32 protein-coding genes are annotated in these 26458 nt (G+C 65.5%); 11 read left to right on the forward strand and 21 right to left on the reverse strand.

The window, feature by feature from the left end:
* Positions 1-123 precede the first annotated feature (123 nt).
* From ACFB49_RS22135 to ffh, 7 genes are all read right to left on the reverse strand, one after another.
* On the reverse strand, positions 124-2334 hold the full coding sequence (locus ACFB49_RS22135) for an alpha/beta fold hydrolase (RefSeq protein ID WP_380873826.1): 2211 nt from the start codon (positions 2332-2334) through the stop codon (positions 124-126).
* Positions 2335-2442: 108 nt separating this feature from the next.
* Positions 2443-2823 carry a 50S ribosomal protein L19 gene (gene rplS / locus ACFB49_RS22140; RefSeq protein ID WP_380873827.1) on the reverse strand — a complete coding sequence of 127 codons (381 nt, stop codon included), beginning with the start codon at positions 2821-2823 and terminating at the stop codon, positions 2443-2445.
* Between the two features lie 2 nt (positions 2824-2825).
* Positions 2826-3566, reverse strand: a complete 741-nt coding sequence (trmD, locus tag ACFB49_RS22145; RefSeq protein WP_380873829.1) for a tRNA (guanosine(37)-N1)-methyltransferase TrmD — start codon at positions 3564-3566, stop codon at positions 2826-2828.
* On the reverse strand, positions 3563-4285 hold the full coding sequence (locus tag ACFB49_RS22150) for a metallophosphoesterase family protein (RefSeq protein ID WP_380873831.1): 723 nt from the start codon (positions 4283-4285) through the stop codon (positions 3563-3565). The genes trmD and ACFB49_RS22150 overlap by 4 nt, the downstream gene beginning before the upstream one ends.
* Entirely contained in the window at positions 4282-4752 is a 471-nt protein-coding gene (gene rimM, locus ACFB49_RS22155; RefSeq protein ID WP_380873833.1) for a ribosome maturation factor RimM, read from the reverse strand. The genes ACFB49_RS22150 and rimM overlap by 4 nt, the downstream gene beginning before the upstream one ends.
* Before the next feature lie 69 nt (positions 4753-4821).
* Positions 4822-5271 carry a 30S ribosomal protein S16 gene (rpsP, locus tag ACFB49_RS22160; protein WP_380873835.1) on the reverse strand — a complete coding sequence of 150 codons (450 nt, stop codon included), beginning with the start codon at positions 5269-5271 and terminating at the stop codon, positions 4822-4824.
* Positions 5272-5305: 34 nt separating this feature from the next.
* Positions 5306-6784, reverse strand: a complete 1479-nt coding sequence (ffh, locus tag ACFB49_RS22165; protein WP_380873836.1) for a signal recognition particle protein — start codon at positions 6782-6784, stop codon at positions 5306-5308.
* A gap of 227 nt (positions 6785-7011) precedes the next feature.
* On the opposite strand from ffh, the gene ACFB49_RS22170 reads away from it, so the two are divergent.
* Positions 7012-8679, forward strand: a complete 1668-nt coding sequence (locus ACFB49_RS22170) for a putative bifunctional diguanylate cyclase/phosphodiesterase (RefSeq protein ID WP_380873837.1) — start codon at positions 7012-7014, stop codon at positions 8677-8679.
* A 36-nt stretch (positions 8680-8715) separates the two neighbouring features.
* Here the strand turns inward: ACFB49_RS22170 and thiL are convergent, their stop codons facing one another.
* The 7 genes from thiL to ACFB49_RS22205 form a co-directional block, all read right to left on the reverse strand.
* Positions 8716-9672: a thiamine-phosphate kinase gene (thiL, locus tag ACFB49_RS22175; protein WP_380873839.1), complete on the reverse strand. Its 957-nt coding sequence runs from the start codon at positions 9670-9672 to the stop codon at positions 8716-8718.
* A 144-nt stretch (positions 9673-9816) separates the two neighbouring features.
* The gene (gene nusB / locus ACFB49_RS22180) at positions 9817-10272 is read right to left on the reverse strand and encodes a transcription antitermination factor NusB (RefSeq protein ID WP_380873840.1); all 456 of its coding nucleotides are present in this window, start codon (positions 10270-10272) and stop codon (positions 9817-9819) included.
* Complete coding sequence (gene hisD / locus ACFB49_RS22185) at positions 10269-11555, reverse strand: histidinol dehydrogenase (RefSeq protein WP_380873841.1); 1287 nt, start codon at positions 11553-11555, stop codon at positions 10269-10271. The genes nusB and hisD overlap by 4 nt, the downstream gene beginning before the upstream one ends.
* Complete coding sequence (gene hisG / locus ACFB49_RS22190; protein ID WP_380873842.1) at positions 11545-12216, reverse strand: ATP phosphoribosyltransferase; 672 nt, start codon at positions 12214-12216, stop codon at positions 11545-11547. The genes hisD and hisG overlap by 11 nt, the downstream gene beginning before the upstream one ends.
* 65 nt (positions 12217-12281) lie before the next feature.
* Positions 12282-12692 carry a hypothetical protein gene (locus tag ACFB49_RS22195; protein WP_380873844.1) on the reverse strand — a complete coding sequence of 137 codons (411 nt, stop codon included), beginning with the start codon at positions 12690-12692 and terminating at the stop codon, positions 12282-12284.
* Between the two features lie 85 nt (positions 12693-12777).
* Positions 12778-13680, reverse strand: coding sequence for an alpha/beta fold hydrolase (locus ACFB49_RS22200; RefSeq protein ID WP_380873846.1), 903 nt, complete (start codon positions 13678-13680; stop codon positions 12778-12780).
* Positions 13677-13979, reverse strand: coding sequence for a BolA family protein (locus tag ACFB49_RS22205; RefSeq protein ID WP_380873847.1), 303 nt, complete (start codon positions 13977-13979; stop codon positions 13677-13679). The genes ACFB49_RS22200 and ACFB49_RS22205 overlap by 4 nt, the downstream gene beginning before the upstream one ends.
* A 42-nt stretch (positions 13980-14021) precedes the next feature.
* Here ACFB49_RS22205 and ACFB49_RS22210 point away from each other — a divergent pair, with 42 nt between their 5' ends.
* Genes ACFB49_RS22210 through cobT form a run of 4 tightly spaced genes read left to right on the forward strand, consistent with a single transcriptional unit; the run spans position 14022 to position 17915 of the window.
* Complete coding sequence (locus tag ACFB49_RS22210; RefSeq protein WP_380873849.1) at positions 14022-14615, forward strand: J domain-containing protein; 594 nt, start codon at positions 14022-14024, stop codon at positions 14613-14615.
* 21 nt (positions 14616-14636) lie between these two features.
* Positions 14637-15641, forward strand: coding sequence for a cobaltochelatase subunit CobS (gene cobS / locus ACFB49_RS22215; RefSeq protein ID WP_380873851.1), 1005 nt, complete (start codon positions 14637-14639; stop codon positions 15639-15641).
* A 31-nt stretch (positions 15642-15672) separates the two neighbouring features.
* Positions 15673-16080: an OsmC family protein gene (locus ACFB49_RS22220; RefSeq protein WP_380873853.1), complete on the forward strand. Its 408-nt coding sequence runs from the start codon at positions 15673-15675 to the stop codon at positions 16078-16080.
* The gene (gene cobT, locus ACFB49_RS22225) at positions 16077-17915 is read left to right on the forward strand and encodes a cobaltochelatase subunit CobT (protein ID WP_380873855.1); all 1839 of its coding nucleotides are present in this window, start codon (positions 16077-16079) and stop codon (positions 17913-17915) included. Before ACFB49_RS22220 ends, cobT begins: the two co-directional genes overlap by 4 nt.
* A gap of 106 nt (positions 17916-18021) precedes the next feature.
* On the opposite strand, the gene ACFB49_RS22230 is transcribed toward cobT, so the two are convergent.
* Positions 18022-18441 (reverse strand): glycine zipper 2TM domain-containing protein, encoded by a 420-nt coding sequence (locus ACFB49_RS22230; protein ID WP_380873856.1) that lies wholly within the window; start codon positions 18439-18441, stop codon positions 18022-18024.
* Between the two features lie 161 nt (positions 18442-18602).
* Between ACFB49_RS22230 and ACFB49_RS22235 the strand changes: the two genes are divergently transcribed.
* Positions 18603-19556, forward strand: a complete 954-nt coding sequence (locus ACFB49_RS22235; RefSeq protein WP_380873858.1) for an esterase-like activity of phytase family protein — start codon at positions 18603-18605, stop codon at positions 19554-19556.
* Positions 19557-19590: 34 nt separating this feature from the next.
* Here ACFB49_RS22235 and rpmB read toward each other — a convergent pair whose 3' ends face one another.
* Positions 19591-19875: a 50S ribosomal protein L28 gene (gene rpmB, locus ACFB49_RS22240; RefSeq protein WP_380873860.1), complete on the reverse strand. Its 285-nt coding sequence runs from the start codon at positions 19873-19875 to the stop codon at positions 19591-19593.
* A gap of 158 nt (positions 19876-20033) precedes the next feature.
* Here rpmB and ACFB49_RS22245 point away from each other — a divergent pair, with 158 nt between their 5' ends.
* From ACFB49_RS22245 to ACFB49_RS22255, 3 genes are read left to right on the forward strand one after another with little or no spacing between them, the layout of a single operon-like run.
* Positions 20034-20300 (forward strand): hypothetical protein, encoded by a 267-nt coding sequence (locus ACFB49_RS22245; protein WP_380873862.1) that lies wholly within the window; start codon positions 20034-20036, stop codon positions 20298-20300.
* A 20-nt stretch (positions 20301-20320) separates the two neighbouring features.
* On the forward strand, positions 20321-20494 hold the full coding sequence (locus ACFB49_RS22250) for a YqaE/Pmp3 family membrane protein (protein ID WP_380873863.1): 174 nt from the start codon (positions 20321-20323) through the stop codon (positions 20492-20494).
* Between the two features lie 41 nt (positions 20495-20535).
* Positions 20536-20988 (forward strand): nucleoside deaminase, encoded by a 453-nt coding sequence (locus ACFB49_RS22255; protein WP_380873865.1) that lies wholly within the window; start codon positions 20536-20538, stop codon positions 20986-20988.
* A 56-nt stretch (positions 20989-21044) separates the two neighbouring features.
* Here ACFB49_RS22255 and ACFB49_RS22260 read toward each other — a convergent pair whose 3' ends face one another.
* Positions 21045-21719, reverse strand: a complete 675-nt coding sequence (locus ACFB49_RS22260) for an OmpA family protein (RefSeq protein ID WP_380873867.1) — start codon at positions 21717-21719, stop codon at positions 21045-21047.
* Between the two features lie 131 nt (positions 21720-21850).
* Between ACFB49_RS22260 and ACFB49_RS22265 the strand changes: the two genes are divergently transcribed.
* A complete protein-coding gene (locus tag ACFB49_RS22265; protein ID WP_380873869.1) occupies positions 21851-23176 on the forward strand; it encodes a hemolysin family protein in 1326 nt (441 codons plus the stop codon).
* Between the two features lie 24 nt (positions 23177-23200).
* Here the strand turns inward: ACFB49_RS22265 and bfr are convergent, their stop codons facing one another.
* The 3 genes from bfr to ACFB49_RS22280 all read right to left on the reverse strand — a co-directional run bounded on the left by bfr (position 23201) and on the right by ACFB49_RS22280 (position 25273).
* Entirely contained in the window at positions 23201-23683 is a 483-nt protein-coding gene (gene bfr, locus ACFB49_RS22270) for a bacterioferritin (RefSeq protein ID WP_380873871.1), read from the reverse strand.
* 95 nt (positions 23684-23778) lie between these two features.
* The gene (locus ACFB49_RS22275) at positions 23779-23949 is read right to left on the reverse strand and encodes a bacterioferritin-associated ferredoxin (RefSeq protein WP_380873872.1); all 171 of its coding nucleotides are present in this window, start codon (positions 23947-23949) and stop codon (positions 23779-23781) included.
* Between the two features lie 58 nt (positions 23950-24007).
* Positions 24008-25273, reverse strand: coding sequence for a DUF418 domain-containing protein (locus ACFB49_RS22280; protein ID WP_380873873.1), 1266 nt, complete (start codon positions 25271-25273; stop codon positions 24008-24010).
* A 41-nt stretch (positions 25274-25314) separates the two neighbouring features.
* On the opposite strand from ACFB49_RS22280, the gene ACFB49_RS22285 reads away from it, so the two are divergent.
* Positions 25315-25941, forward strand: coding sequence for a hemerythrin domain-containing protein (locus tag ACFB49_RS22285; protein ID WP_380873874.1), 627 nt, complete (start codon positions 25315-25317; stop codon positions 25939-25941).
* 29 nt (positions 25942-25970) lie between these two features.
* On the opposite strand, the gene ACFB49_RS22290 is transcribed toward ACFB49_RS22285, so the two are convergent.
* Positions 25971-26432, reverse strand: coding sequence for a hypothetical protein (locus ACFB49_RS22290; protein WP_380873875.1), 462 nt, complete (start codon positions 26430-26432; stop codon positions 25971-25973).
* Positions 26433-26458: the final 26 nt, after the last annotated feature.

A 26458-nucleotide genomic window follows, 5' to 3' on the forward strand; every position in this document is an offset into this window, starting at 1 on the left:
GCGATGTCCATCCGGTCGTTCACGGCAAATACTCCACGGTTACAGGCGTTTCATGTGGGGCAGGGGCGGGCAAAAGGCAAGGTGGCGCGCCTTCTGCCCATCCTTGGCGCTATGCCACCATGCTCAGCGCGGCGCCTTCACCGTGCGGTCCAGGAAAGCCTCGATCGTCCGCCACAGATGCAGACTCGTCGTCGGTCCTGAGATGCTGTGCGTCTTGCCCGGATAGACCATCGTCTCGAACGGGACGGCCGCATCCTGCAGCTTCGCCATCAGCGCCGTCGAATTGTCGAACAGCACATTATCGTCCGCCATGCCGTGGATCAGCAGCAGCGGATCGGCGATCCTGGTGGCGTTGGCGAGTGCGCTCGACGCTTCATAGGGCGCCTTGTCCTTCGCGGGATTACCGAGATAACGCTCGGTATAGGCCGTGTCGTACAACTCCCAGCGCGTCACCGGGGCGACCGCCACACCTGCGGCAAAGGCATTGGGTGCCGCTTCGAGCAGCTTCAGCGTCATATAGCCGCCATAGGACCAGCCCATCACCGCCACCTTGCCGGCATCGACGAAGGGCTGCGTCTTCAGCCATTCCACGCCCTTGAGCTGATCGGCCACTTCTGGGCCGCCCATCTTCAGGTGGATCGGGTCCTCGAACGCCTTGCCGCGATCGCCCATGCCGCGATTGTCGAGCATGAACACCACCCAGCCGCGCTGGGCGAGATATTGCATGCGCAGGTCGAAGAAATCGCGCTTCACCGTATGGGCGTGCGGGCCGCCATAGACGAACACGAAGGCGGGTGCCTTTTCGCCGGGCTTGAGGCCGGGTGGCGTCAGCATCGCATAATCGAGGTCGGTCCGCCCATCGGCGGCCTTGATCGTGCCATAGCTCGGCTTGACGAGATCAGCCGCGAACGGTGCCAGCGGATGCTTGCCGGCAACCGCATTCTCCTCGATCCAGGCAAGCCGCTTGCCCGCGGCGTCGGCCAGCCAGACCTGCCGCGGCTGGTTGGGCCGTGTGGTCGTGATCAGTGCGCGGGTTGCGCCGTCGTCCATCACGACATCATTCCAGCTGCCGGGCGCCGTCAGCCGCTGCGGCTGGCCCCCGTTGCGATAGTCGACGGCGTAGAGATGCTGTTCGAGCGTGCTGTCGGCAAAGCCGGTAAAGAACAGCTTGCCGGCCTTCTGATCGACACCCACCAGCCGCTCGACCGCCCATGGGCCACGGGTGATCTGGCTGAACTTGCCGTCCGCCCAGCGATAAAGATGGCTGTAGCCGTCACGTTCCGACGACCAGATCAGGCTGCCGTCGCGTAGCGCGCGGAGATTGTCGTGGAGGTTGACCCAGGTATCGGCCGCTTCGCTGAATAGCAGCGTCGATGCGCCGGTCTTCGCGTCGATCCGCAGCATATCGAGCCGGGTCTGTTCGCGATTGAGCCGCTGGACGAGCACGCCGCTGGCATCAGGCAACCAGTCGACGCGGGCGAGGTAGATGTCCGGGTTCGGGCCGAGATCGGCCTTCACTTGGCCGCTGCCGTCGGGCTTGACCAGCCACAGTTCGATCGCGGCGTTGGGCGTGCCGGCGCGGGGGTAACGCTGCTCGATCACCGTCGTGCTCTCGGCGCCGATCGCGGCGCGCGAGGAGATTTCGACCTTGCTTTCGTCGACGCGGGCGACGGCGATCAGGCTGTCATCGGGCGCCCACCAATGGCCGCGGCGGCGTTCCAGTTCCTCATTGGCGACGAATTCGGCGACACCCCAGCTGATGGCGGCGCCGCCATCCTTGGTGAGCGCGCGATCGCCGCCGCCGGCGATGTCGATGACGTGCAGGTTGCCGTCGCGGACATAGGAGACGAAGCGGCCCTTGCGGCTGACGGTGGCGTCCAGCTCCGTCTCCGGGCTGTTGGTCAGCCGCTTCACCCCGCCGGCGGGATCGGCGAGGTAGAGATCGCCGTCGAGCGGCACCAGCAGGCGCTTGCCGTCGGGTGCCCAATCATATGCGACGATGCCCTTGGAGCCGCCGATGCGGAGGCGCTCGCGCTGCATCTTTTCGGCTTCGGACAAAGCTGCGCCGGTGCCGACCTTCTTGGAATCGACCAGCATGCGCACCTTGCCGCTGCTTGTGTCGATTGCCCACAGATCGAAACGCTCGACATCGTCGGGCCTGTTGCGGAGTACGGTAGCGAGGCTGCCATCGGGCGAGAGCTTCAGCGAGCGCGGCGTCGGGCCGGCGAGCGCGGGGCTCGCAAACAGCCGTTCGAGCGTCAGTTTCTCGGCGAAGGCGGGATTGGGAACGAGGGCGACGGCCGCGATCAGCGCGGCGGGGAGAATGCGGAGCATCGGCCGCTTATCGGAAGGAATCGACCGGCGATCAAGCCCGTCCCGGCGACGAAAAAGGGCGCGGATGGCATCCCATCCACGCCCTGAATTCCGGTACCGTCGAAGCGATCAGGCCTCGGCGGTCGCCCGCGGATCGCGACGTTCGGCGATACGCGCCGACTTGCCGCGGCGACCGCGCAGATAATAGAGCTTGGCGCGACGGACGACGCCCTTGCGGACGACCTCGATCGAATCGACGTTCGGCGAGTAAAGCGGGAAGACGCGCTCGACGCCCTCACCGAACGAAATCTTGCGGACGGTGAAGGACGAACCCATGCCCTTGTTGGCGCGCGCGATGCAGACGCCTTCATAGGCCTGAACGCGGGTGCGCTCGCCTTCGACGACCTTCACGCCGACGCGAAGCGTGTCGCCCGGACGGAATTCGGGAATCTTCTTGTTCTCGGTGATCTTGGCAATCTGCTCGGCTTCGAGCGTCTGGATGAGGTTCATGCTCATCGCTCCTTCTTCTTTTGCCGCGCACCAGAGGGAGACTGCACCCGAGCGCCCTCATGGCGCTCCCAAAGGTCCGGCCTCCTTAGCCTTGTATCATTCTCGGCCATGGCTTTACGCCATGCCTCGATCTTCGCATGATCCCCAGATCGCAGCACTTCGGGGATCGTGCGTCCTTCCCACTCAGGTGGTCGGGTATAATGCGGATATTCGAGGAGGCCGCTTTCGAAGCTTTCCTCGTCCCCGCTGGAAGCGGCGCCCATTACGCCGGGAAGCAGCCGAATGCAAGCGTCGAGCGTCACCAAGGCCGCCATCTCGCCGCCCGACAGGATATAGTCGCCGATCGAGACCGGCTCGATCGGGCGGGCTTCGAACAGGCGCTCGTCTATCCCCTCAAAGCGGCCGCAGAGGATCGTCACCCCCGGCCCCGCCGCCAATTCCCGCACGCGGCCCTGCGTGAGCGGCCGTCCACGCGGCGTCATCGCCAGCAGGGGCGCGTCTGGGCGCTTCTCCAGCGCATGATCGACGGCGCGGGCGAGGACGTCCGCACGCATCACCATCCCTGCCCCGCCGCCCGCGGGCGTATCATCGACCGAACGATGCTTGTCGGTCGCGAAGTCGCGGATCTGGATGGGATCGCAGGTCCATTTCCCCTCCGCCAGCGCGCGGCCGGCGAGCGAGGTTCCCAGCGGCCCCGGGAACATCTCGGGATAAAGGGTGAGGATGGTGGCGGCGAAGGTCATTGCGCCCGCCCTGTCCGGAGCGCGAAGGCCCAGTCGCGGCGGCCGGCCTCGCGTGCCTTTTCGGATGCGGCGACGAAATCATAGAGGACTTCGATCAGATCGACCTCGCCGTTCTCGACGATGGCGTAGCGGGCGTGCGGGGTGCCGGTTTCCATGACGTGCGGCAGCGGGCGATCGTCCGAATAAGCCGGCAGGCCGACGCTGCCGGGATTGGCGATGATCTGCCCGTCGAGCCACAGGACGCGCGGGATATGGGTGTGGCCGCAGAGGATCATCGGCTCTGGCCGCCCTCCGGTCCTTTTGCGCATGGCATCAAGGCTCGCCGGATAGGCCCCCTCCTCGCCGACATCCTCCAGGAAATAGGTGATGTCGCTGTCGGGCGTGCCGTGACAGAGGAACAGATCGTCGGACCAGGCGATCGTCTGCGGCAGCGAGGCGAGCCATTCGAGATGATGCGGTGCGAGTTCAGCGATCGCATAGCTGTCGGACGGGATCATCCGTTCGACCGGCGTAGTGAGCAACTGCCGCTCATGATTGCCGGCGAGCGTCGGCCAGCCGAGCGCCATCAGCCGGTCGGCGGTCTCGCGCGGCCAGAGCGGTCCCGAGAGGCTGTCGCCGAGATTGACGAAGCTGTCGCAGCCCCGCCCCTCGGCATCGGCGATCACGGCTTCCAGTGCCGGCAGATTGCCGTGAATGTCCGAAAGGACGGCGAGCTTCATTCCACGAAGGCCGGATCGATCAGCAGCCGATCCGGCTCGACGGTGACGGCGGCCGCGATCGGCGCCATGAAGCGCTTGCCGTCCGGCTTCTCGATCTCGACGATGTCGCCTGCGCCGAAATTCTCGATCGCGACCGCGGTGCCGATGGGTTGGCCATCGGCAAGGCAGGGCAGTCCGATCAGATCGGCGTGATAATATTCGCCGTCCGCCAGCGGCGGCAGGGCCGAACGGGGGACGGTCAACGGGGTGCCACGCAACGCCTCGGCGGCATCGCGATCGGCGACCTCGGCGAAGCGCGCGACGGCGCCGTTGGGGCCGGGCCGCACGCTTTTCAGCGTCAGCGTCCGTCCGCCGGCATCGAGCGTCGCATAAGGCGAGAGATCATCGGTGAAGAGCTTGAGGCGAACCTCGCCCTGCACCCCATGCGCGCCGATCACCGCGGCCAATGTAACCGGACGGTCGCTCAACGCTCTATCCCCGATAATGCAGCCGGTGCCCCACCCGCACGCAGGCGGGGCAACCGGCCATTACAGCAATCAGCCTTCGGCCGCTTCTTCAGCAGGCGCTTCAGCGGCAGGAGCTTCCTCGGCGGCGGGAGCCTCCTCTGCGGGTGCTTCCTCGACCGGAGCCTTGGCGGCTTCCTCGGCAGCGGCGATCTTGGCCGCACGCTCCTCGGCGCGCTCCTTGGCCTTCTCGCCCGGCTCGGCCTTGTTCGGGTTGTTGCGGGCAGCGCGCTCCTTCACGCCGGCGGCGTCGAAGAAACGGGCAACGCGGTCGGTCGGCTGCGCGCCGACGGACAGCCAATGCTTGGCGCGCTCGACATTGAGCGTCACGCGGGCCGGATCTTCCTTCGAGAGCAGCGGGTTGTAGGTGCCGATCTTCTCGATGAAGGCGCCATCACGCGGAGCGCGCGAGTTGGCGACGACGATGCGGTAATACGGACGCTTCTTGGCGCCGCCGCGGGCGAGACGGATGGAAACGGACATGACTTCTTCCTTCTACTGATCTTGTTGAAAACGCTTATTTCTTGCCGAACTTGTCGAAACCGGGGGGCAGGCCGCCGAGACCGGGAAGGCCGCCACCGCCAAGGCCGGGCAGACCACCGCCGGGGGGAAGCTGGGGCATTCCCCCCGCGCCACCCAGCATACCGCCGAGACCGCCGCCCTTGCCGAACAGCGCACCGAGGCCCTTGAGGCCGCCCATCTTGCGGATCTTCTTCATCGCCGTGGACATTTCCTGATGCATCTTCAGGAGCTTGTTCACTTCCTGCACGGTCGTGCCGCTGCCCTTGGCGATGCGGATCTTGCGCTTGGCGTTGATGATTTCAGGCTTGGTGCGCTCCTTGGGCGTCATCGACGTGATCATCGCGTCCATGCGGACGAGGATCTTGTCGTCGACGGCGCCATTGGCCATCGCCTGCTTCACCTGCTTGACGCCCGGCAGCATGCCGGCGAGCGCGCCGAGGCCGCCCATGCGGCTCATCTGGGCGAGCTGCGCGCGCAGGTCGTTCATGTCGAACAGGCCCTTGGCCATCTTGGCCGCGAGCGCTTCCGCCTCCTCGACCTTGATCGTCTCGGCCGCCTTCTCGACGAGGCTGACGACATCGCCCATGCCGAGGATACGGCCGGCGACGCGCGACGGGTTGAACGGCTCCAGCCCATCCAGCTTTTCGCCGGTGCCGGCAAACTTGATCGGCTTGCCGGTAACGGCGCGCATCGACAGCGCCGCACCGCCACGGGCGTCGCCGTCCATACGGGTCAGCACGACGCCGGTCAGCGGCACCTGTTCGGAGAAGCTCTTGGCGACGTTGACGGCGTCCTGGCCGGTCAGCGAGTCGACGACGAGGAGGATTTCGTGCGGCTGGGAGACGTCGGCGACCGCCTTCATCTCCTCCATCAGCGCCTGATCGACATGGAGGCGGCCGGCGGTGTCGAGCAGGACGACGTCGAAGCCCTGGAGCTTCGCCGACTGCAGCGCGCGCTTGGCGATATCGACCGGCTGCTGGCCGGCGACGATCGGCAAGGTCGCGACCGAAGCTTGGGTGCCGAGCGTCGCCAACTGTTCCTGCGCGGCGGGGCGATTGACGTCGAGCGACGCCATCAGCACCTTCTTGCGACCTTTTTCGGTCAGGCGCTTGGCGATCTTGGCGGTCGTGGTCGTCTTACCCGAGCCCTGAAGGCCGACCATCATCACCACGGCAGGCGGGGTGACGTCGATCTCAAGCTCCGACGCTTCGGCGCCGAGCATCTCGACCAGCGCGTCATTGACGATCTTGACGACCTGCTGGCCGGGCGTGATCGACTTCAGAACCTGATGGCCAACGGCCTGCTCGGTCGCCTTGTCGACAAATTCGCGGACTACCGGCAGCGCGACATCGGCTTCGAGCAGCGCGATGCGGACTTCGCGCATGGCCGCGCGGACGTCTGCTTCGTTGAGCGCGCCACGGCCACGCAGACGGTCGAATACGCCGCCAAGCCGCTCGCTCAGACTTTCGAACATCGCCACACTCCGGCCGTCAAAACCACACTCGACCGCCTAAAACGCAAAATACGCCGGCGGGCGAAACCTCGCCGGCCAGCGTGCACCCTCGGGCGCTTCAGCGTCACGTTCAAAGCGGAACGAACGGCGGGCGGTTAGCCGATCCCGCCCGACAAGGCAAGCGGGACGGCTTTATCGAAAGCTTTTAACACATTCTGCACTGCTTGGGCGGCACAGAAGGGGATCGAATGATTTTGGGAGTGCCGCTTTTGGCCTGGCGCATCTGGCAACGCAAGGAACGCAGGGCTTTGACCGTGGCCGCGGCGCGCCGCGACGTCGTGACCGGTGGCATCACCGTTGCGGCGATCATCCTGTTTGCCGGCACCGGCGGCACCGTCGTCAGCAATTTCATCAAGATCGTCACCGAAGGCGGCGGCGGGGTCGATCGCGTGCTCACCACCGCGGTCATCCTCAACGTCGCGCTGCTGCTGTTCGGCTGGCGCCGCTATCGCGATCTGCAGCAGGTGGTGAACGAACGGACCGCTGCCGAGGAGCGCGCCCAGACGCTTGCGGCCAGCGACCCCTTGACCGGCCTGCTCAATCGCCGTTCGCTGGCCGAACTCGGCGGCGACATGATCGGCAGCGCCAAGGGGCGGGGCCGCGCGGTCGCCGTGCTGATGATCGACCTCGATCATTTCAAGACCGTCAACGATCTCCACGGCCATGGTATCGGCGATCGGCTGCTCAAGGCCTGTTCCACCGCCATCCGCGACATGCTGCCGCCCCATGCGCTCGCCGCGCGCCTGGGTGGCGACGAGTTCGCCTGCGCCGTCATCGTCGATCAGCGCGGCTGTGGGGAGGTGGACGCGATCGCCGACGCCATCGTCAGCCGGCTGGCGACCCCGTTCGATCTGGGTGGCGCCCGTGCCCATGTTTCCGCCTCGATCGGCATCGCCCGGTCGGAGGCCGATTGCGACACGATCGACGCGCTGATGCGCCGTGCCGACATCGCCATGTATGCCGCCAAGAAGGGCGGTCGCAATCGCATGGCCTGGTTCGACACGTCGATGGAGCGCGAACTGCAGCTCCGCAACGCGATCGAGGCCGGCCTGCGCGACGGCATTCCGCGCGGCGAGTTCGTGCCCTATTACGAACAGCAGATCGACCTCGCGAGCGGCCGCATTCAGGGCTTCGAGGTGCTGGCCCGCTGGGATCACCCGCTGCAGGGCGTGGTCGGCCCCGACATCTTCATCCCGATCGCCGAGGAATCGGGGCTGATCGGGGATCTATCGACGTCGGTGATGCGCCAGGCGTTCGAAGAAGCGAAGGGATGGGACCCGTCGCTCTCCATTTCCGTCAACATCTCACCGACCCAGCTCAAGGACCCGTGGCTCGCCCAGAAGATCGTCAAGCTGCTGGTCGAAACCGGCTTCCCGGCAAGCCGTCTCGAGATCGAGATCACCGAAAGCTCGCTGTTCGAAAATCTGGGCCTCGCCCAGTCGATCATCGGCAGCCTCAAGAATCAGGGCATCCGCCTGGCGCTCGACGATTTCGGAACGGGCTATTCGTCACTCGCGCATTTGCGGGCTTTGCCCTTCGATCGGATCAAGATCGACAAGAGCTTCGTCCTGTCGATGACCGACAATCCCGAAAGTGCGGCGATCGTGAACGCGATCACGCGTCTTGGCGAAAGCCTGAGCCTGCCGATCACGGCGGAAGGCATTGAGGATGCGGGGATCATCGAACAGTTGAAGGCGATCGGCTGCCACAAGGGGCAGGGCTGGCATTATGGCAAGCCGATGACCGTGAACCAGGTTCGCCGCCTGCTGGCCGAACATGGCATGTTGCTGCCCGGCCGCGGCCCCGCGGTCGAGCGGACGGCGATGGATTACAGCAAGCAGATTTTCGGCAATTAGGCGGTGCGGGCGATTTCCCGGCTCAGAACCGACATATTATCCGCTCGCGCCATGCTCGAACCCCAGTCGTTGCGGTAAGGGCACCGCGCTGCCGCTTTCGGTCAGGGCAATTCCGTCGCCGGTTGCAAGGCGTCCCACCATCGTCACCGTCAGCCCGCACCGCGTCGATACAGCGCGGATCGCCTCTTCCGCCTCGGCTGGCGCGGCAAACAGCAGCTCATAATCGTCGCCCGCCGTCGCCGCAGCGATGCGTGTGGCGCGGTCGCCGGGCATGATGGAGAGCAGGTCGGCCGAAAGCGGCACCAGGGCGAGGTCGATGGTTGCGGCCAGCCCGCTTGCGCCCGCCATCCGCGCCGCATCGATCAGCAGCCCATCCGAAATATCGGCCATGGCGTGCACCCACAGCGCTATCGCCTGACCGAAGGCGAGGCGGGGGGAAGGGCGCCGATAACGCTGCGCCAAGGTGGCCGGGCCGCTGCGCTCGCCCTGGGCGATGGCAAGGCCCAGCCCGGCATCGCCGATCGTGCCCGTCACCCACAGACGATCGCCGGGCTTGGCCCCGCCGCGCGAAGGCGCACCCGTCGCCGGCGCGCGGCCGATTGCCGTCAGCCCCAGGGTGCGCGGGCCGCCCTTGGGCATGGAAACCGTGTCGCCGCCCAGCAGCGCCACGTCCATCGCTTCCAGGGCTTGCCCCAGCCCGGCGACGAACGCCGCATCCCAGCTGGCATCCGCGCCAAAGCCATAGCCCATCAGCACGCCGATCGGGCTCGCCCCCTTGGCGGCCAGGTCGGACATGTTCACCGCGACCAGCTTCCACGCGACGTCAGCCGGCGGGTCGCCGGGCAGGAAATGCACGTCTTCGACCAGCATGTCGTGGGTCAGCACGATCTCGCCATCCACGGCCAGCACCGCCGCATCATCGGCCAGCGCCCGCGCCGCGGGATGGGTCGCCAGCTCGCGCACACGGGCGATGAAGTCGGATTCGCGGGTCACTTGGCGGGTGTAGCGCGCACGGCGTCGGATCGCGAGTTTTCAACCGTCATGCTGAACTTGTTTCAGCATCCACCTCACCGCCCGTACTGGCAGCGCTTGTGGAGGGGTGGACCCTGAAACGAGTTCAGGGTGACGGCGGAGTTGTCACCCCCGAACCGCCTTCGCCACGGCGTCGAGCAGGCCGTTCACGAAACCCTTTTCGCGCTTCTCGTAGAAGGCGTCGGCCACGTCGACATATTCGCTGATCACCGTCGCGGTCGGCACGTCGATCCGCGCGATCAGCTCATAGGTGCCGGCGCGCAATATCTGGCGCATCGGCTTGTCGAGCCGGTCGAGCGACCAGCCGGCCGCAAGCTTCGCGGTGATCGCGCCGTCGATCTCCTCGCGCCGCGCATCGACGCCACGCACCAGATCGTCGAAGAAATCGGTCTCGGCGTGGGCGTAGGTTACTTCCTCGATCGTGCGGCCCAGCCGGTGCTGGTGGAACTCGTCCAGCAGCTTGGGGATGGGGGTCTTCTCCATCTCGTGCTGGTAGAGCGCCTGCACGGCGAAGAGCCGCGCGGCCGATCGCGCGCGGGAGCGTTCGTTGGTCTTGGTCATAATCTCACCGCTACACTGCGCGCGTGCGCAGGCAAGCCCTCTGCTTGCGCCAGCGCCACCGCGGCGGGGCCGATCTTGGCGATCGAGGCCGGGTCGCAGGCAAGGAAACTGGTCCGCTTCATGAAGTCGAGTACCGACAGGCCGGACGAAAAGCGCGCGCGGCGCCCCGTCGGCAGCACATGGTTCGGCCCGCCGACATAATCGCCCACCGCTTCAGGGGTATGCCGGCCCAGGAACACCGATCCCGCATGCCGCACGGCTGCGAACAGCGGTTCGGGATCGTCGGTCGCGATTTCGAGATGCTCGGGCGCGAGCCGGTCGACCAGCGGCGCGGTGTCCAACAATTGTCCAACAAGGATGATCGCCCCGTTGGCATTCCAACTGGTTGAGGCCGTTTCCCCCGTGGAAAGCGTCTGTATCTGTCTCTCCACCTCGGCCGCCACCGCATCGGCGAAGGCAGCATCGTCGGTGAACAGGATCGACTGGCTGGTCGGGTCATGCTCGGCCTGGCTCAGCAGATCGGCGGCGATCCAGGCCGGATCGTTGGCGCCATCGGCCACCACCACGATCTCGGACGGCCCCGCCACCATGTCGATCCCGACCACGCCGTAAAGCTGGCGCTTGGCCTCCGCCACCCAGGCATTGCCGGGGCCGACGATCACATCCACCGGCGCGATCCGATCGGTGCCATAAGCGAGCGCCGCAATCGCCTGCGCCCCGCCGACCCGCCACACCTCGTCGACGCCCGCAATCTCGGCCGCCGCCAGCACCAGCGCATTAGTCTCGCCCCGCGGCGTCGGCGTCACCATCGCGAGCCGGCCCACGCCCGCCACCTTGGCGGGGATCGCATTCATCAGCACCGACGACGGATAAGCCGCGCGTCCACCCGGTACATAAAGCCCCGCCGCATCCACGCCCCGCCAGCGCGCGCCCATCCGCACACCGGCGGCATCCACCGTCTCGCTGTCAGCCGGCTTCTGCGCGGCATGGTAAGCGCGGATGCGCTCCGCCGCGAGTTCCAGCGCGGCGCGCAGATCCTTGGGCAACCCCTCGAGCGCCGCGCGGCGCTCCTCGCGCGGTACCTGCCAGCCGGTGACGTCCAGATCGTGCCCGTCGAACTTCGCGGTCAGATCCTTGAGCGCGGCATCGCCCCGCTTGCGGACATCGGTCCGGATTTCGGTGACGGCGCGCGAGACATCCTCGTCCGCCTCGCGCCGGGCATTGACCAGATCGTCGAACGCAGCGGCGAAGCCGGCATGGCCCGCATCGAGCCTAAGCGGCATCCTTCGCCCCCTCGGCCACCATCGCGCGGAACGCATCGACCAGCGGTGCGATCTCGGCAGCGCGTGTCTTGAACGCGGCGCGGTTGACGATCAGCCGGGCGGAAACCTCGCAGATAGTCTCCACCTCGACCAGGCCATTCTCCTTGAGCGTCCGGCCCGAGGAAACGAGATCGACGATGCGGCTGGCCAACCCCAGCACCGGCGCAATCTCCATCGCGCCATTGAGCTTCACGCATTCCGCCTGCACCCCGCGCGCGGCGAAGTGGCGGCGAGTGAGGCCGGGATATTTGGTCGCGACGCGAACATGGCTCCACTCGCGCGGATCGTCGCCCGCGGCCATCTCCACCGGCTCGGCCACCGAAAGCCGGCAGCGGCCGATGTCGAGATCGACCGGCGCATAGATTTCGGAATAATCGAACTCGTCGAGCACGTCCGATCCGACGATGCCGATCTGCGCCGCGCCATGCGCGACGAAGGTGGCGACGTCGAACGCGCGCACCCGGATCAGCCCGATATTTGGATCGTTGGTGGCGAAGCGCAGCGCGCGGCTGTCCTCGTCGGCGAAGGCGTCCTCGGGCACAATACCGACGCGCGCCAGCATCGGCAGCGTCTCGACGAGGATGCGCCCTTTCGGAATCGCGATGATGATCGGCTCGGCCATGGCGCGGGCGGCTTTACTTGTGCTGGCAGATGCGCGCAATGGCGGCATGGCGAATGAGTGAGCTGTTAGTCGGCCTGCCTCCCGAGCAAAACGATAGGCCCGTCACTCATCCGGTCGCGATCGGGCATCATCAGTTGTCCCGTCCGAATGTTCCGCCAAACCTTGCGACAATCGCTCTGCGACCGGCCCAGCGGGGCCTTATCGATTGCCACGCAAACCTGATCGTTTGTTATGGTCCATCGTCCGGAGAGTTGAACGAGGCTTCGCTCCGCTCTTGATGACGTCCAGCGTCCATCGGCATGAAAGGTCTCGCTGAAATCAAGTGCCAACTGATCGGTGCTTTCGTCCGGAACGATGGTCTGATTCGCTAAGGCCATTCGTATTTCGTCAGCATTCAGCGGGCGAAATTCACGGAGAACATGCGCGTCGCCCACGTTGTGGATCGGGGCAAGAAGCAAACCGGAGGCGGCCAACATCCTACTCAAAGATCTCATCGCGGACCTTTCGCGCGCAGCAGGTAAGGCCTACATGCGCATTCCAACATTCGCTTCGTAGCTTCCGTCAGCCTCTGCCATCCACTTCAGCAAGGAAAGCGCGGATCGCCGCCGTCACCGCGGCGGGCTTTTCCCAAGGCACGAAATGGCCGGCATCCGCTACGGCCACGATGCGCAGGTCCGGCACCGCGTCCTCCAGCCCGTCGAGCTGACAGGGCAGCAGCGCCTTGTCGCGCATCCCCCAGATGACGAGCGTCGGCATGGCGAGGCGGGGGAAGGGGCGGTCGATCCACTCCGGCCGCGCCACGTCTTCGTCCACGGCCGGCACCAATATCTTCGACGCGCGATACCAGTTGAGCATGGCCGTCAACGCACCGGGCTGACTCCACTGGTCGAGATAGATTTCGCGCTCGCCGGGCCCGATCGCGCCTTCGGGCAGATGGCTTGCGAAGGTCTTGGCGAAGAAGGTCGCAAGGCCCATTTCCGCCAGCCGCACCTCCATGCCGGGGTCGCGGAAGGCGCGCATATATTGGGATGCGGCGCGCTGGGCGGGATCGTCGATCAAAGTCCGCTGGAAGATCAAGGGATGCGGCGCGTTGCAGATCACCAGGCGCGCGATCCGATCGGGATGCCTGAGCGCCGCCGCCCAGGCAGCCGCCCCGCCCCAGTCATGCCCGACCAATGTGAAGCGGCCGACGCCCAGCGCGTCGGCGAGCGCGACCAGGTCGGCGACGATATGCTCGACCGCATAATCCTCCACCGCCGGTGGCTTGGACGATCGGACGAAACCGCGCTGGTCGGCTGCGGCGACGAAATGGTCGGTCGCAAGGTCGGCCATCTGGTGCCGCCAGGTCCGCGCCGATTCGGGAAAGCCGTGGAGGAAAAGGATCGGATCACCCGCACCGCCCAGCGTGACGTCCAGCTCGACGCCGGTCGGCAGCGCGAATCGCTCGATGCGGAGTTCCCTCACGCCGCTTCCGACGGAGCGCGTGCCTTGATCGCAAGCGCGTGGACCCGTTCATGGAGCAGTTCAGCCAGTGCGGCATTTACGGCGCGCTGGCGGGCGACGCGATTCTGGCCCTCGAACACGGCGGCGACGATCTCGACCGTGAAGTGCGATTCGCCCCGTGCATCGTGCCCGGCGTGGCCGCGATGCTTCTCGCTGTCGTCGATCACGGCGAGCCGTTCGGGCGACAGGGCGGCGGTCAGGCGGCGGGTGATTTCGGCCGCGACGGGGCCAAGGGTCGGGCTGCTGGGAATGTCGTTCATCGGCCCTATATAGCCGAATCAGGAAAGCAGCAGAGACGTAAATTGGCGGACGGCAACCCACAGCGCAGGCAGGATCGCTTCCACGGGCGGATCGGCTCGGGCGAGCAGCTTTGCGCGCACCCCGGCTGTACGGAGCCGGGCGAGTTCCGCGCGCCGGGCGTCAGTCGCCCCGGCTTCGACGGCCCGGGCGAGTGGCGCTGGTTCTGCCTCGATCATATTCGCGCCTTCAACGCAGGCTATAATTTCTTCGACGGGATGACCGCCGATGAGATTCAGGACGCGCAGCGCCCCTTCGCCGGCTGGGAGCGCGAAACGCGGGCCTTTTCGACCGCCGGTGGCAGCGCCGGCCCCAGGTGGAGCGATTTTGTCGATCCGCTGGACGCAATCAACGCGCGCTTCGCCGAGGCACGACAGGTCCGCCCCGATGGCCGGCCGCTCGCTGATGCCGATCGCAAGGCGCTCCGGACGCTCGGCCTGACCGCCGATGCGGATCGAAAGACCATCCGCAAACGCTATACGGAACTCGTCCGCCGCTATCATCCTGACCGCAATGGTGGCGACCGCACACATGAGAAGGCTTTGCAGGACGTGATCAGCGCCTATACGCATCTCAAGTCCGCCCCTGCCTTCGCCTGATTCAGTTCAAGAGTAGAGCCCATGACCGACCTGCCGAACATCCAGCCCGACAGCCGCACCGCCACGGTGCTCGAAGCGCCCGACAAGATGGTCAAGGTGCGCGAGGTGTTCGGCATCGACAGCGACATGGAAGTGCCGGCCTTCTCCGAAGCCGATGAGCGCGTGCCCGATCTCGATCCGGCCTATGTGTTCGATCCGGAGACGACGATCGCGATCGCCGCGGGCTTCGCGCACAACCGCCGCGTGATGATCCAGGGCTATCACGGCACCGGCAAGTCGAGCCACATCGAGCAGGTGGCGGCGCGCCTCAACTGGCCCTGCATCCGCATCAACCTCGACGCGCATATCAGCCGTATCGACCTGATCGGTCGCGACGCGATCGTGTTGCGCGACGGCCAGCAGATCACCGAATTCCGGGAAGGCCTGCTGCCCTGGGCGTTGCAGACGCCGACCGCGCTCGTCTTCGACGAATATGACGCCGGCCGCCCCGACGTGATGTTCGTGATCCAGCGCGTGCTGGAAACCGAGGGCAAGCTGACCCTGCTCGATCAGAACCGGGTGATCCGCCCGAATCCCTGGTTCCGCTTGTTCTCCACCGCCAACACGGTGGGCCTGGGCGACACGACCGGCCTCTATCACGGCACCCAGCAGATCAATCAGGGCCAGATGGACCGCTGGAACATCGTCGTGACGCTTAACTATCTGCCGGCCGCGATCGAGGCGCAGATCGTGCTCGCCAAATCGGGCGAATATGACAAGCCGGACGGCAAGAAGGTGGTCGAAAATATGGTGAAGGTGGCGGACATGACCCGCCAGGGCTTCATCGCCGGCGACATCTCCACCGTCATGTCGCCCCGCACGGTGATCTCGTGGGCGCAGAATGCGCTCATCTTCAACGATGTCGGCTTCGCCTTCCGCCTTTCGTTCCTGAACAAGTGCGATGAGGCGGAGCGGCCGCTGGTCGCCGAATATTATCAGCGCGTGTTCGGCAAGGATCTGCCCGAAAGCGTGGTGGGGAAGGCGTGACGGCGCGGACGGCCGCGTCAGGGGAGCATTCATGATCGTCGTCGAACGCATCGCGCCGGACGGCACCGCACACCGCATCTCGATCGGCCTGCACGAGATCGTCGCCGATCTGACGCCGCCCGAAGGCGAAGGGCCGGATCCGCACGATCTTTATGATGCGGCGCTCGGCGCCTGCAAGGCGCTGACGATGCTCTGGTATGCCCAGCGCAATGGCATCCCGCTCGAGGACATCCATGTCGGCGTCAGCCGCGATGCGAGCGAGGAGCGGCAGGGGGTCTATCGCCTCAAGACCCGCATAGCGCTCGGCGGCCCGCTCAGTGACGAACAGCATGACAAGCTGGTCGGCGTTGCGGGCAAATGCCCGATCCACAAATTGATGACCGAGGTTCGCACCGAGATCGAGACGATCGCGGTCGATCGCCGGGATCCGGAATTGTGAGCCAGCAGACTCCCCTCGAAGCCTTCCGGCAGGTGCTCGGCGGCACGGCACGCGCGCTGTCGCACGAGCCGGAGGTCGAGGTCGGTTATGCGGCGGAGACGCCGCAGTCGCTCGGCAAGGCCATCAAGGTGCCGATGCCCGCGCGCTCGCTGCCGGCCGATCAGGTGGCCGAGGCGCGTGGCTTTGCCGACAGTGCGGCCTTGAAGCTCCGCCACCACAATGCCGCGCTCCATCAGCGCAACGCGCCGGCCGAAGCGGTCGCTCGCGCCGCCTTCGATGCGATCGAGCAGGCGCGGATCGAGGCGCTGGGTGCCCGCGCGATGGCCGGCGTGCGCGCCAATCTCGGCCATGCGCTCGATCTCCGGCTCAAGTCCGATCCGCTGACCCGCGCCCGCTCGCGCGACGAGGTGCCGCTATCTTCCGCGCTCGGCCTGCTGGTGCGGGAACGGCTGACCGGCGATGCCCCGCCGGAGATCGCCCGCAACGGCTTGTCGCTGATCCGCGACTGGATCGAGGAGAAAGCCGGGCACGATCTCGATGCGCTCAGCCTCACGCTCGACGACCAGTCGGCCTTCGCAAAGCTCGCCACCCGGCTGCTCGAGGATCTCGAACTGGTCGACGGCGAGATGCAGCCCGATGACGAGAAGGAATCGGGCGAGGAAGGCGAGGGCGACGATCAGGACCAGGGCGAGGACGGCGAGGACCAGCAGGACGATGGTTCCGGCCAGTCCGACGCGCCGATGGAAGCCCGCGCCGAGTCCAGCGAAGACGCCGAGGATGACGGCGAAAGCGTCGACATGGACGAGGATGCGCTTTCCGAGATGGAAAGCGATATGGGCGATGAAGGCGAGCAAGGCACCATGCCCGTCCGCCCCAATCGACCGCCTGCCGATCCCGGCCCGCAATTCGATTACAAGGCCTATTCGGAAGAGTTTGACGAGGTCGTCGCCGCGAACGAGCTGTGCGACGAAGAAGAACTGACGCGGCTGCGCGCCTATCTCGATCAACAGCTCATCCATCTCCAGGGCGCCGTCACCAAACTCGCCAACCGGCTGCAGCGGCGGCTGATGGCACAGCAGAACCGCAGCTGGGATTTCGATCAGGAGGAAGGGCTGCTCGATGCGGCGCGGCTCGCCCGCGTCGTCATCAACCCGGCGCATTCGCTTTCCTACAAGATCGAGCGCGAGACCGATTTCCGCGATACCGTGGTCACGTTGCTGATCGACAATTCAGGCTCGATGCGGGGTCGGCCGATCTCGATCGCGGCGATCTCGGCGGACATCATGGCCCGCACGCTCGAACGCTGTGGCGTGAAGACCGAGATTCTCGGTTTCACCACGCGGGCGTGGAAGGGCGGCCAGTCGCGCGAAAAATGGCTGTCGCACGGGCGCCCGCCATCGCCCGGCCGCCTCAATGATCTTCGCCACATCGTCTATAAGCGTGCCGACGAGCCGTGGCGGCACGCGCGCAAGTCGCTCGGCCTGATGATGCGCGAAGGTCTGCTGAAGGAGAATATCGACGGCGAGGCGCTGATGTGGGCGCACAACCGGATGATCGGCCGGGTCGAGGAGCGCAAGATCCTGATGGTGATCTCGGACGGCGCCCCGGTCGATGATTCGACGCTGTCGGTGAACAGCGGCTCCTATCTCGAAAAGCACCTCCGCCAGGTGATCGCCTGGATCGAGAATCGCTCGCCCGTCGAACTGGTGGCGATCGGCATTGGCCATGATGTGACGCGCTATTATGCCCGCGCGGTGACAATCATGGACGCCGAGCAATTGGGCGGCACGATGGTCGAACAGCTCGCCGGTCTTTTCGACCTGCAGCAGCGTTGAGGTCGAAGCCATTGAGAGACCAGGCGCGTCCCAGATAAAATAGGGCCGGACCTCCGCTAAGGAGGCCCGGCCCGCCCTCGATACGCGACCCGAGGGTTAAGCTAAGTCAGCAATCCCGGTCGATCGCCCGGCCGGCGAGCGCGCCGACGCCAGCGCCCAGAATTGCGCCGGTGGTGCCGTCGCCATAGCCGTTCTTGGCAACCTCGTTGCCCAGCAGGCCACCCGCGATCGCGCCTATGATGGTGCCGCCGGTGCCGCTGTCGCGGCAGCCGTAGCGATAGTGCTTGCCGCCATTATAGCCGCGATTTCCGTAATAATTGCCGCGGTTGCCGTAATAGCTGCGATTGCCGTTATAATAGCCCCGGTTTCCGTAATAACGGTCTCCGCGATAATAACGCTGGCCGCCCTGATAATAACGGCCGCCATCATGATAGCGGTCGCCCCGCGGCCGGGCATCTGCCTCTGCGGGAACCATCGTCGCTGCTGCCAGCGCCGCGACGGCCGCACCTGCGATCATCTTGAACATTATCGTTCTCCCTTGTCGTTCGGCGCCGGGAGCGGGAGCAGTCCCCGCATCGGCTTGTTCGATGCTGCCCTTATGAAGTGATTCGCGTGAGTTGGTCCTGAACGCGGTCGTTAGCCGCGGTTCAGCTTGGCTACGGCCCGAGGCTGGGTTAGGCCATGTCCATGCGGACCTTATTGGCGTTGCTTGCTGGATTGCTGACGAGCGCACCGGCGCTGCCTCCCGCCGATGGCAGCGCCCTGATCCGCACCGCGCCCGTCGCGCTCGATCCGCGCGATCCCGCCCGCGTCCGGCTCGGCCGGCTCAGCTTCCAGGGCGGCTGGGTGCTGACGAGCAGTGATCGCCGCTTCGGTGGGCTTTCCTCGCTCACCGTCGACAGCGACGGTTTGCTGGGCGTCAGCGATCGCGGCGGCCTTGTCCGTATCGTGCCACGCGGCCAGCGCCCGCCGGTGGGCCATGTTATCGGCCTGCTGCCCGATGGCCCGCAGGCCGGCATTGGCCACGCCGATCGCGATAGCGAATCGTCGATCCGCGGGCCCGACGGCAGCCTGTGGGTCGGGTTCGAGGATGCGGACCAGATCTGGCGCTATGATGCGGCTGTCCGCCGCGCCACCGGCCATGTCGCGCCGCCGGCCATGGGGGATTGGCCGCGCAATGGCGGGGCGGAGGCGATGGTGCGGCTCGATGACGGCCGCTTCCTGGTCTTTTCGGAAGAAGCCGAGGGCTCAGGCGGCCCCGGCAGCTATCGCGCGCTGATCTTTCCAGGCGATCCCGTGGAAGGCGGCGAACCCGCCAGCTTCGATTATCGTCCGCCCGCAGGTTATGTCATCACCGACATCTGCGCCTTGCCCGATGGCCGGCTTGTCGCGCTGCATCGGCGCTTCACGCCGCTGGATGGCGCATCGGCGATCGTGACGATCATCGATCCGCACGGCATCCGCGCCGGCGCGTCGGTATCGGGCCAGGAGATTGCGCGCCTCGCGCCGCCGCTCACCGTCGACAATATGGAGGCGGTCGCGGTGACGCGGGAAAAGGGCCGGACGATCCTCTGGATCGCATCCGACGACAATTTCAGCAGCGCCCAGCGGACGCTGCTGTTACGTTTCCGTCTCGATTGAGAAGGTCGCGGGCGGCATGCCGCCCGCGCGGCAATCAGGCCGCTGCCTTCTTCGCGACTTCGCGCTTCAGGCGACGAGCGCGCAGCGACAGCTTGTCGTCGCTGGTCTTGAGCAGCCAGTTGTCGAGGCCGCCGACATGCTCGACCGAACGCAGGCCATGCGTCGAGACGCGCAGCTTGACGCCTTCGCCCAGCGCGTCCGAGATCAGCGTCACATTCTGCAGGTTCGGCAGAAAGGTCCGCTTGGTCTTGTTGTTCGCGTGGGAAACATTGTGTCCCACCTGCCGGCCCTTGCCGGTCAGTTCGCAGATGCGCGCCATGATGCTTCGTCCTAGGTGTTCGGTTGCCCGGAAAGTGCGGGCGGATAACCGCCGCTGAGAGATTCGTCAACCGCCATGGCAGCTCAAGGTGCAGACTATGCAACCCTCGCGCCATCGCTTCGTTATGGTCCCGTTACACGGACGAGGAGCATTTCACAATGCGTAGTGGAATCATTGTCGCCATTGTCGCGGTTGTTGCGATCATTGCCGCCTTTGCTTTTGGCCTGATCGATATCAACCAGACGAAGGAGACCAAATTGCCGGAAGTCGCCGTCCAGGGCGGGCAGGCGCCTGCGTTTGACGTGAAGACCGCGGACGTCGAGGTTGGCACCAAGAATACCAGCATCGAGGTGCCCAAGGTCGAAGTCGGCACCACCAAGGAAGAGGTGAAGCTGCCGACGGTCGACGTGAAGAAGGCCGAATAATCGTGCGGGAGGCGGGTGCCATGCCGGTCGTCGCAGCTATCGCGGCACTCTTCCTCCCGCCCTTGGGGGTATTCCTTGATCGTGGAATCACCCCCGCCTTCTGGATTTGCGTCGGCCTGACGCTGCTATTTTTCGTGCCGGGCGTCATCTACGCCCTCGCCACCATCCTTGCACCGCGCCTCGCGCGAAGCTGAAGCCTCTCGCGCCGGCGCTTACAGCCCGCTAGAGCGCGGGCATGGCCTTCCCCCTACCGGAACCGATGCGCGTCGCGCTCGATCTCGCCAGTGCCGCCGCGGCGGCCGACGAGGTGCCGGTCGGCGCGGTGATCGTGCGCGATGGCGTTATCATAGCGACATCGGCCAATGCCATGCGGATCGACAAGGATCCTACCGCTCATGCCGAAATGGTGGCGATCCGCAATGCCGCGGCGACGATCGGCAATGAACGGCTCGGCGATTGCGATCTGTGGGTGACGCTGGAGCCCTGTGCCATGTGCGCGGGCGCGATCTCGCTTTCGCGCATCCGCCGGCTGTATTACGCCGCGCCCGATCCCAAGGGTGGGGCGGTCGCCCACGGCCCGATGTTCTTCAACCAGCCGACCTGCCATCACCGTCCGGAAGTCTATGCGGGGATCGGCGAGGTCGAGGCGGCGCGGATGCTCAGGGGCTTTTTCGCCGAGCGCCGCTGACAAAGGAAAAGGCGCCCGGATGCGATCCAGGCGCCTCTTCTTTTTGCCGAGGTCGTTCAGCCCTCGGTGGTCTTGATCGGGACGATCTTGATTTCCACACGGCGGTTCTGCGCGCGGCCTTCCGGAGTCGCGTTCGACGCGATCGGCTGGCTCGATCCGAAGCCCTGCGTGCCGATGCGGGCGCTGGTGACGCCGCGCGTCGTCAGATAATCGGCCACCGACTTTGCGCGGTTCTGCGACAGCGGGATATTGATCCCATCATTGCCGGTCGAATCGGTGTGGCCATAGACGTCGACGAACGTCTGGTTGTAGCTCGCCAAGGTCTGCGCGACCTGATCCAATGTGCTGCGGAACCCGGGTTCGATCGCATAGCTGTTGGTGGCGAAGGTGATCCCCGACGGGATGTTGAGCAGGATCTCGTCGCCTTCGCGCTTGACCTCGACGCCGGTGCCGGCGGTCTTCTCGCGCAGCTCGCGCTCCTGCTTGTCCATGTAGGAGCCGATCGCGCCGCCGGCGATGGCGCCGATGCCGGCACCGACGATCATCTCGGTGCGATTATGGCTGCCGCCGACCAATGCGCCCAGGCCAAGCCCCACTGCCGCGCCGCCGAGTGCACCGATGCCGGCCTTCGACATCTTCTTTTCACCGGTCACCGGATCGGTGGTGCAGGCCGTTGTCATCAGCGCCGCGAGCGCGAGGCTCATGCCCGTGAACTTGGTCATGCTCCGCATAAATTCCCTTTCCCTTGGTTGCTGATCGTCAAAACCGATAGCTAGGGCCGCTTGTTCCGCTTCCGTGCTGAACCTAATCTGATGTGACTGTTGTGGGCCAGCAAGATTCCGTTCTATGGGGAAATTGCGCCATGCCGCCGGATATTCCCCTCCATCCATTCCCTTGGGCCGATTGCGCGATCATCCTTGCGCTGGTCGCGCTCAATGGCGTCTTCGCGATGTCGGAGCTCGCCATCGTTTCGTCGCGCAAGCCGCGGCTGGAGGCGATGGCGCGGGCCGGACGCAAGACGGCGCGTTGCGCGCTGGATCTGGCATCGGATCCGGGCAAGTTCCTGTCGACCGTCCAGATCGGTATCACCCTGATCGGCATCCTCGCAGGTGCCTATTCGGGCGCGAGCCTGGGCGGCCCGGTGGGCGAACGCCTCGCCTGGCTGGGCGTGCCGGCCGACGCTGCCGAGGAGATCGGCTTCGGCCTTGTCATCGCGGTCACCACCTATCTCTCGCTGATCATCGGTGAGCTGGTGCCCAAGCAGTTCGCGCTCCGCTCGCCTGAGCCGATTGCGGTCATCGTCGCGCTGCCGATGCTCTGGCTGTCGCGGATCACCGCGCCGATCGTCTGGCTGCTCGACAAGTCGAGCGCGCTCATCTTCCGGCTGATCGGGCTCAATCGCGAATCCGAAAATCATGTCACGGCCGAGGAATTGCATCTGATCGTCGCCGAGGCATCAAGCGCGGGCGTCATCGAGGAAAGCGAGCGCGCCATCATCTCCGGCGTCGTGCGGCTGGCCGATCGCCCGGTGCGCGAGGTGATGACGCCGCGCACCGAAATCGAATGGATCGACGCGACCGCCGATGCCGATACGATCCGCGCCCGGCTGCTGGAGATGCCGCACAGCCGCATGCCTGTGGCCGAGGGATCGGTCGACGCGATCTTCGGCGTGGTGCAGGCGCGCGACATCGTTGCCGCGCTGCTCGACGGCCGCGCCATCGACATCCGGGCGCTCACCCTTGCCGCGCCGATCGTGCCCGATCAGATGGACGCGATGAACGCGCTGGAGACATTGCGCGAGGCGCCTGTACCGATGGCGCTGGTTCATGACGAATATGGTCATTTCGAAGGCGTGGTGACGCCGGCCGACCTGCTCGCCGCGATCGCCGGCGTCTTCGCGTCCGATCAGGAAGAGGGGACCGATCCGCCGCTGTTCGAGCGCGAGGACGGAAGCTGGCTGATATCGGGTTCGGCGGCGGCCGATATGGTGGCCGAGCGGCTGGGCCTGATCCTGCCGGAGGATCGCGACTATGCGACCGCCGCGGGCTTTGCGCTGTCCGTCCTCAAGCATCTGCCCACGGTGGGCGAATCCTTCGTCGAGGACGGTTGGCGCTTCGAGATCGTCGACATGGACGGTCGCAAGATCGACAAACTGCTGGCGGCCCGGAGAAGAGCCCGCGACGACTGATCGCCGGCGGGCTCGTTCGGTATCTTAGCTTTCGCCGGCCGGCTCAGACTGAAGCTGGATGTAATTCTGGATGCCCATGCGTTCGATCAGCTCCATCTGCGTTTCGAGCGAATCGACATGCTCTTCCTCGCTGTCGAGGATGTGTAGCAGCAGATCGCGGGTGACGAAGTCGCGCACCGTTTCGCAATGCGCGATGCCATCGCGCAGCACCGGGATCGCCTCATTCTCGAGATCGAGATCCGCCTTGAGGATTTCCTCGACGGTTTCGCCGATCTTGAGGCGGCCGAGGAGCTGGAAGTTGGGAAGGCCATCGAGGAAGAGAATGCGCTCCGCCAGCTTGTCGGCGTGCTTCATCTCATCGATCGATTCCTCATATTCGAACTTGGCGAGCTTCTTGACGCCCCAATGTTCGAGCATGCGGTAATGGAGGAAATATTGATTGATCGCGGTGAGCTCGTTCTTGAGCACCTCGTTCAGATAATCGATGACCTTGGGGTCGCCCTTCATGGTAATTCTCCGGCTATACGGACGCGATTATAGCCGGAATGACTTGGGAAATCACTGAAAAACGGCGGAAATCCGCCACTTTTTACATGCGACCGTTACGCACTCGCACGTTCAGAGGCGATGATTTCCCGTGCGAATGGCACGCATTGGCCGCAGCGAGCCCGGCGTCCCATCGAGGCATAGGCCTGACACGGGGATTCATACCCCGCGCGCGCCGCCTGCCGGACATCCTTCTCGCGAATCGCATTGCAAACGCAAACGACCATCAACGCCTCTCCGCTTATCGAGGCTTTGATAGCGCTACTGAGACTGCCTCGCAATAACCTATTTTCGCATCGACTGGATTTGGCCCCGGGCGAGCGAGCGCCAGAGCCACTCAAGCGGGCCATAGCGGCAGCGATCGAGCCAGAATGGACTCCAGAGGAGCATCAAGGCCCAGATAGCGACCACGATCGCCAACAGCCCGAATCGGTCGACCTTGCCGAACAGGCCGGCGCCATAGCCGTAGAACAGTCCGGTCATCAGCAGGCTCGCCCCGAGATAGTTGGTGAAGGCCGCCCGGCCCGCGGCCGCCACGCGATGCCGCAGCGACGACGTGCCGCCGGTCAGCCACAGCAATCCGAGTGCGACATGGCCCAGCAGCAGGAAGGGCCGCGCTGGCACGCCGAGCGGAAGCGCTGCCGCGAACATCATCCAGGCATCGAAGCCGCTCCACCAGCAGGCGCCCGCGAGCAGCAGCGACAAGGGCAGGCCGATGCCATAGCCAATCGCCAGGCAGCGGCGGTAACGCGCAAGATCCCACTGGCCGGTCAGGAAGCCGCTGCGCAGGCCCGCCATGCCCAGCAGCATGAAGCCGAGCGTTTCCGCGCCGAACAGGAAGATCTGCGTAAACGGCATCAAGCCGCTTTCCGACACGCGATGCCAGACGAGGCCGGCATAGCTGCCGCGGTGGAGCGCGAGATCCCTGGCAATGGCGGAGGCGGACGGGATGCCGAAATCCTCCTGCACGGCCTGCCAAGCGGCGCTGCCCTGCCCCGCGGCAAGCGTGCCGGCAAAGGCTGCGCCGTGGATGACCGCCTGCAGCGCGATCAGCGCGATGCCCCAGCGGAGGAGATTGCGCGTGGAAGCCTCGCTGAAGAACCAGGCGGCACAGCCGATGACGGCATAAAGCACCAATATGTCGCCATGCCAGATCAGGTAGAAATGCACGAGGCCGAAGAACAGTAGCCAGCCCATGCGGCGGAAATGGGCGCGTTCGCTGTCCTCCCCGGCGGCGCGGGCGCGGTCCAGCACCAGCAGCAGGCTGGCGCCGAACAGCAATGAAAAGAGCGCGCGCATCTTGCCATCGACCAGAACGAATTCACCCACCCAGAGCAGCAGGTCCGCTGGGTCGCCGGGGCCATAGGCCAAAGGGTTGAAATACGCGGCGTCGGGCAGGGCAAAGCCCGCGATATTCATCAGCAATATGCCCATCACGGCGAGGCCGCGAAGGCCGTCGAGCGTGATCAGGCGCGGAGACAAGGCTTGCATCGCCGCTGCCATGTGCCGCGCCGACGATGCGGTCAACCGCGGAACATGCCGGTTTGCCAATGGTTTTTCCTCCCAACATCCCAGCAGAACAGGAGCGTCACATGGCCACCAAGGCACAGGAGACTCGTACCCATCCCACCAAGACGACCACCCGCGCCCCGCGCACGGCAGCGCAACGCAGAAGCCGGACCAACACGGCGACAATGTTCGGCGTAGCCGCCGCTGGCCTCGCCACCGGCCTGCTCGCCAATCTCGGCCGCAAGGTCGCCGTGCAGGCGCCCAGCGCGCTCGCCGGTGACTGGTTCGAAGCGATCAAGGCCGAGCACAGGGCCGCGCTCGCTTTGTTCGACGCGATCGAAGCCACCGAGGAGGTTCAGGTCCGTCGCCGCGGTTTCCTGCTGATGCAGCTCAAACACGCGCTCGCCAAACATGCCTTCACCGAGGAGAATGTGATCTACCCCGCGCTGCGCGAGTGGGGCGACAAGGCCGATGCCGACAAGCTCAACCACGATCACGGCTATGTGAAGCAGTTCCTCTACACACTCGACAGCATGGCCAAGGATTCACCCGATTTCCTTCTGCAGGTGTCGGAATTCCGCGAAACGCTGGAGGCCCATATCCATGAGGAGGAAGAGCAGATCTTCCCGCAGCTCCATGCGGCGCTCAGTGAAGAGAAGAACAAGACGCTGACCAGCTCCGCCAATCGTGAGGGCTTCAAGCTGGCCTGACCGAAGCAGAGGGAGTTGAGGATAGCGTCTCAACTCCCTCTTCGCGCATGGCTTCCAAAATGGCGCGCGGCAATCAGCGCGATGGGAAGGCCGACGAGAATACAGTGCGAGAAAAGCTGATTTGAAATCCCCCAGAGCGTGTGCGGCAAGGGCATGTCCGGCCAGCGCATCGGCCGCACCAACCAATACATGATTAGCCACAGCAGCACGCCATAAGCGAGCCCGGCGGGGATGGGATGCCGCAACAGCGCGGGAATGCGCGGCGCTACCAGCATATAGGCCGCGACCATGCAGGCCATGATGCCGTAATGAACCAGCGTGCCGACCACCGCCCAGCCTGCGGTGGCCGTCGGCGCATCGCCGAACGGGCCGCTGGCGACGAATTGCAGCACCGGCACGGGCGCCATCCCCGCCATGCCCGCAAAGACGAAGGCGGACAGCAGATCGAGCGTGCCGGCGATCAGCGTTCCCAGGACGATGGGCTTCAGCATGTCTGCTCTCCCTCACGCCGACCGGA

Source organism: Sphingomonas sp. DBB INV C78, assembly GCF_042693015.1.
Lineage (GTDB): Bacteria > Pseudomonadota > Alphaproteobacteria > Sphingomonadales > Sphingomonadaceae > Sphingomonas_E.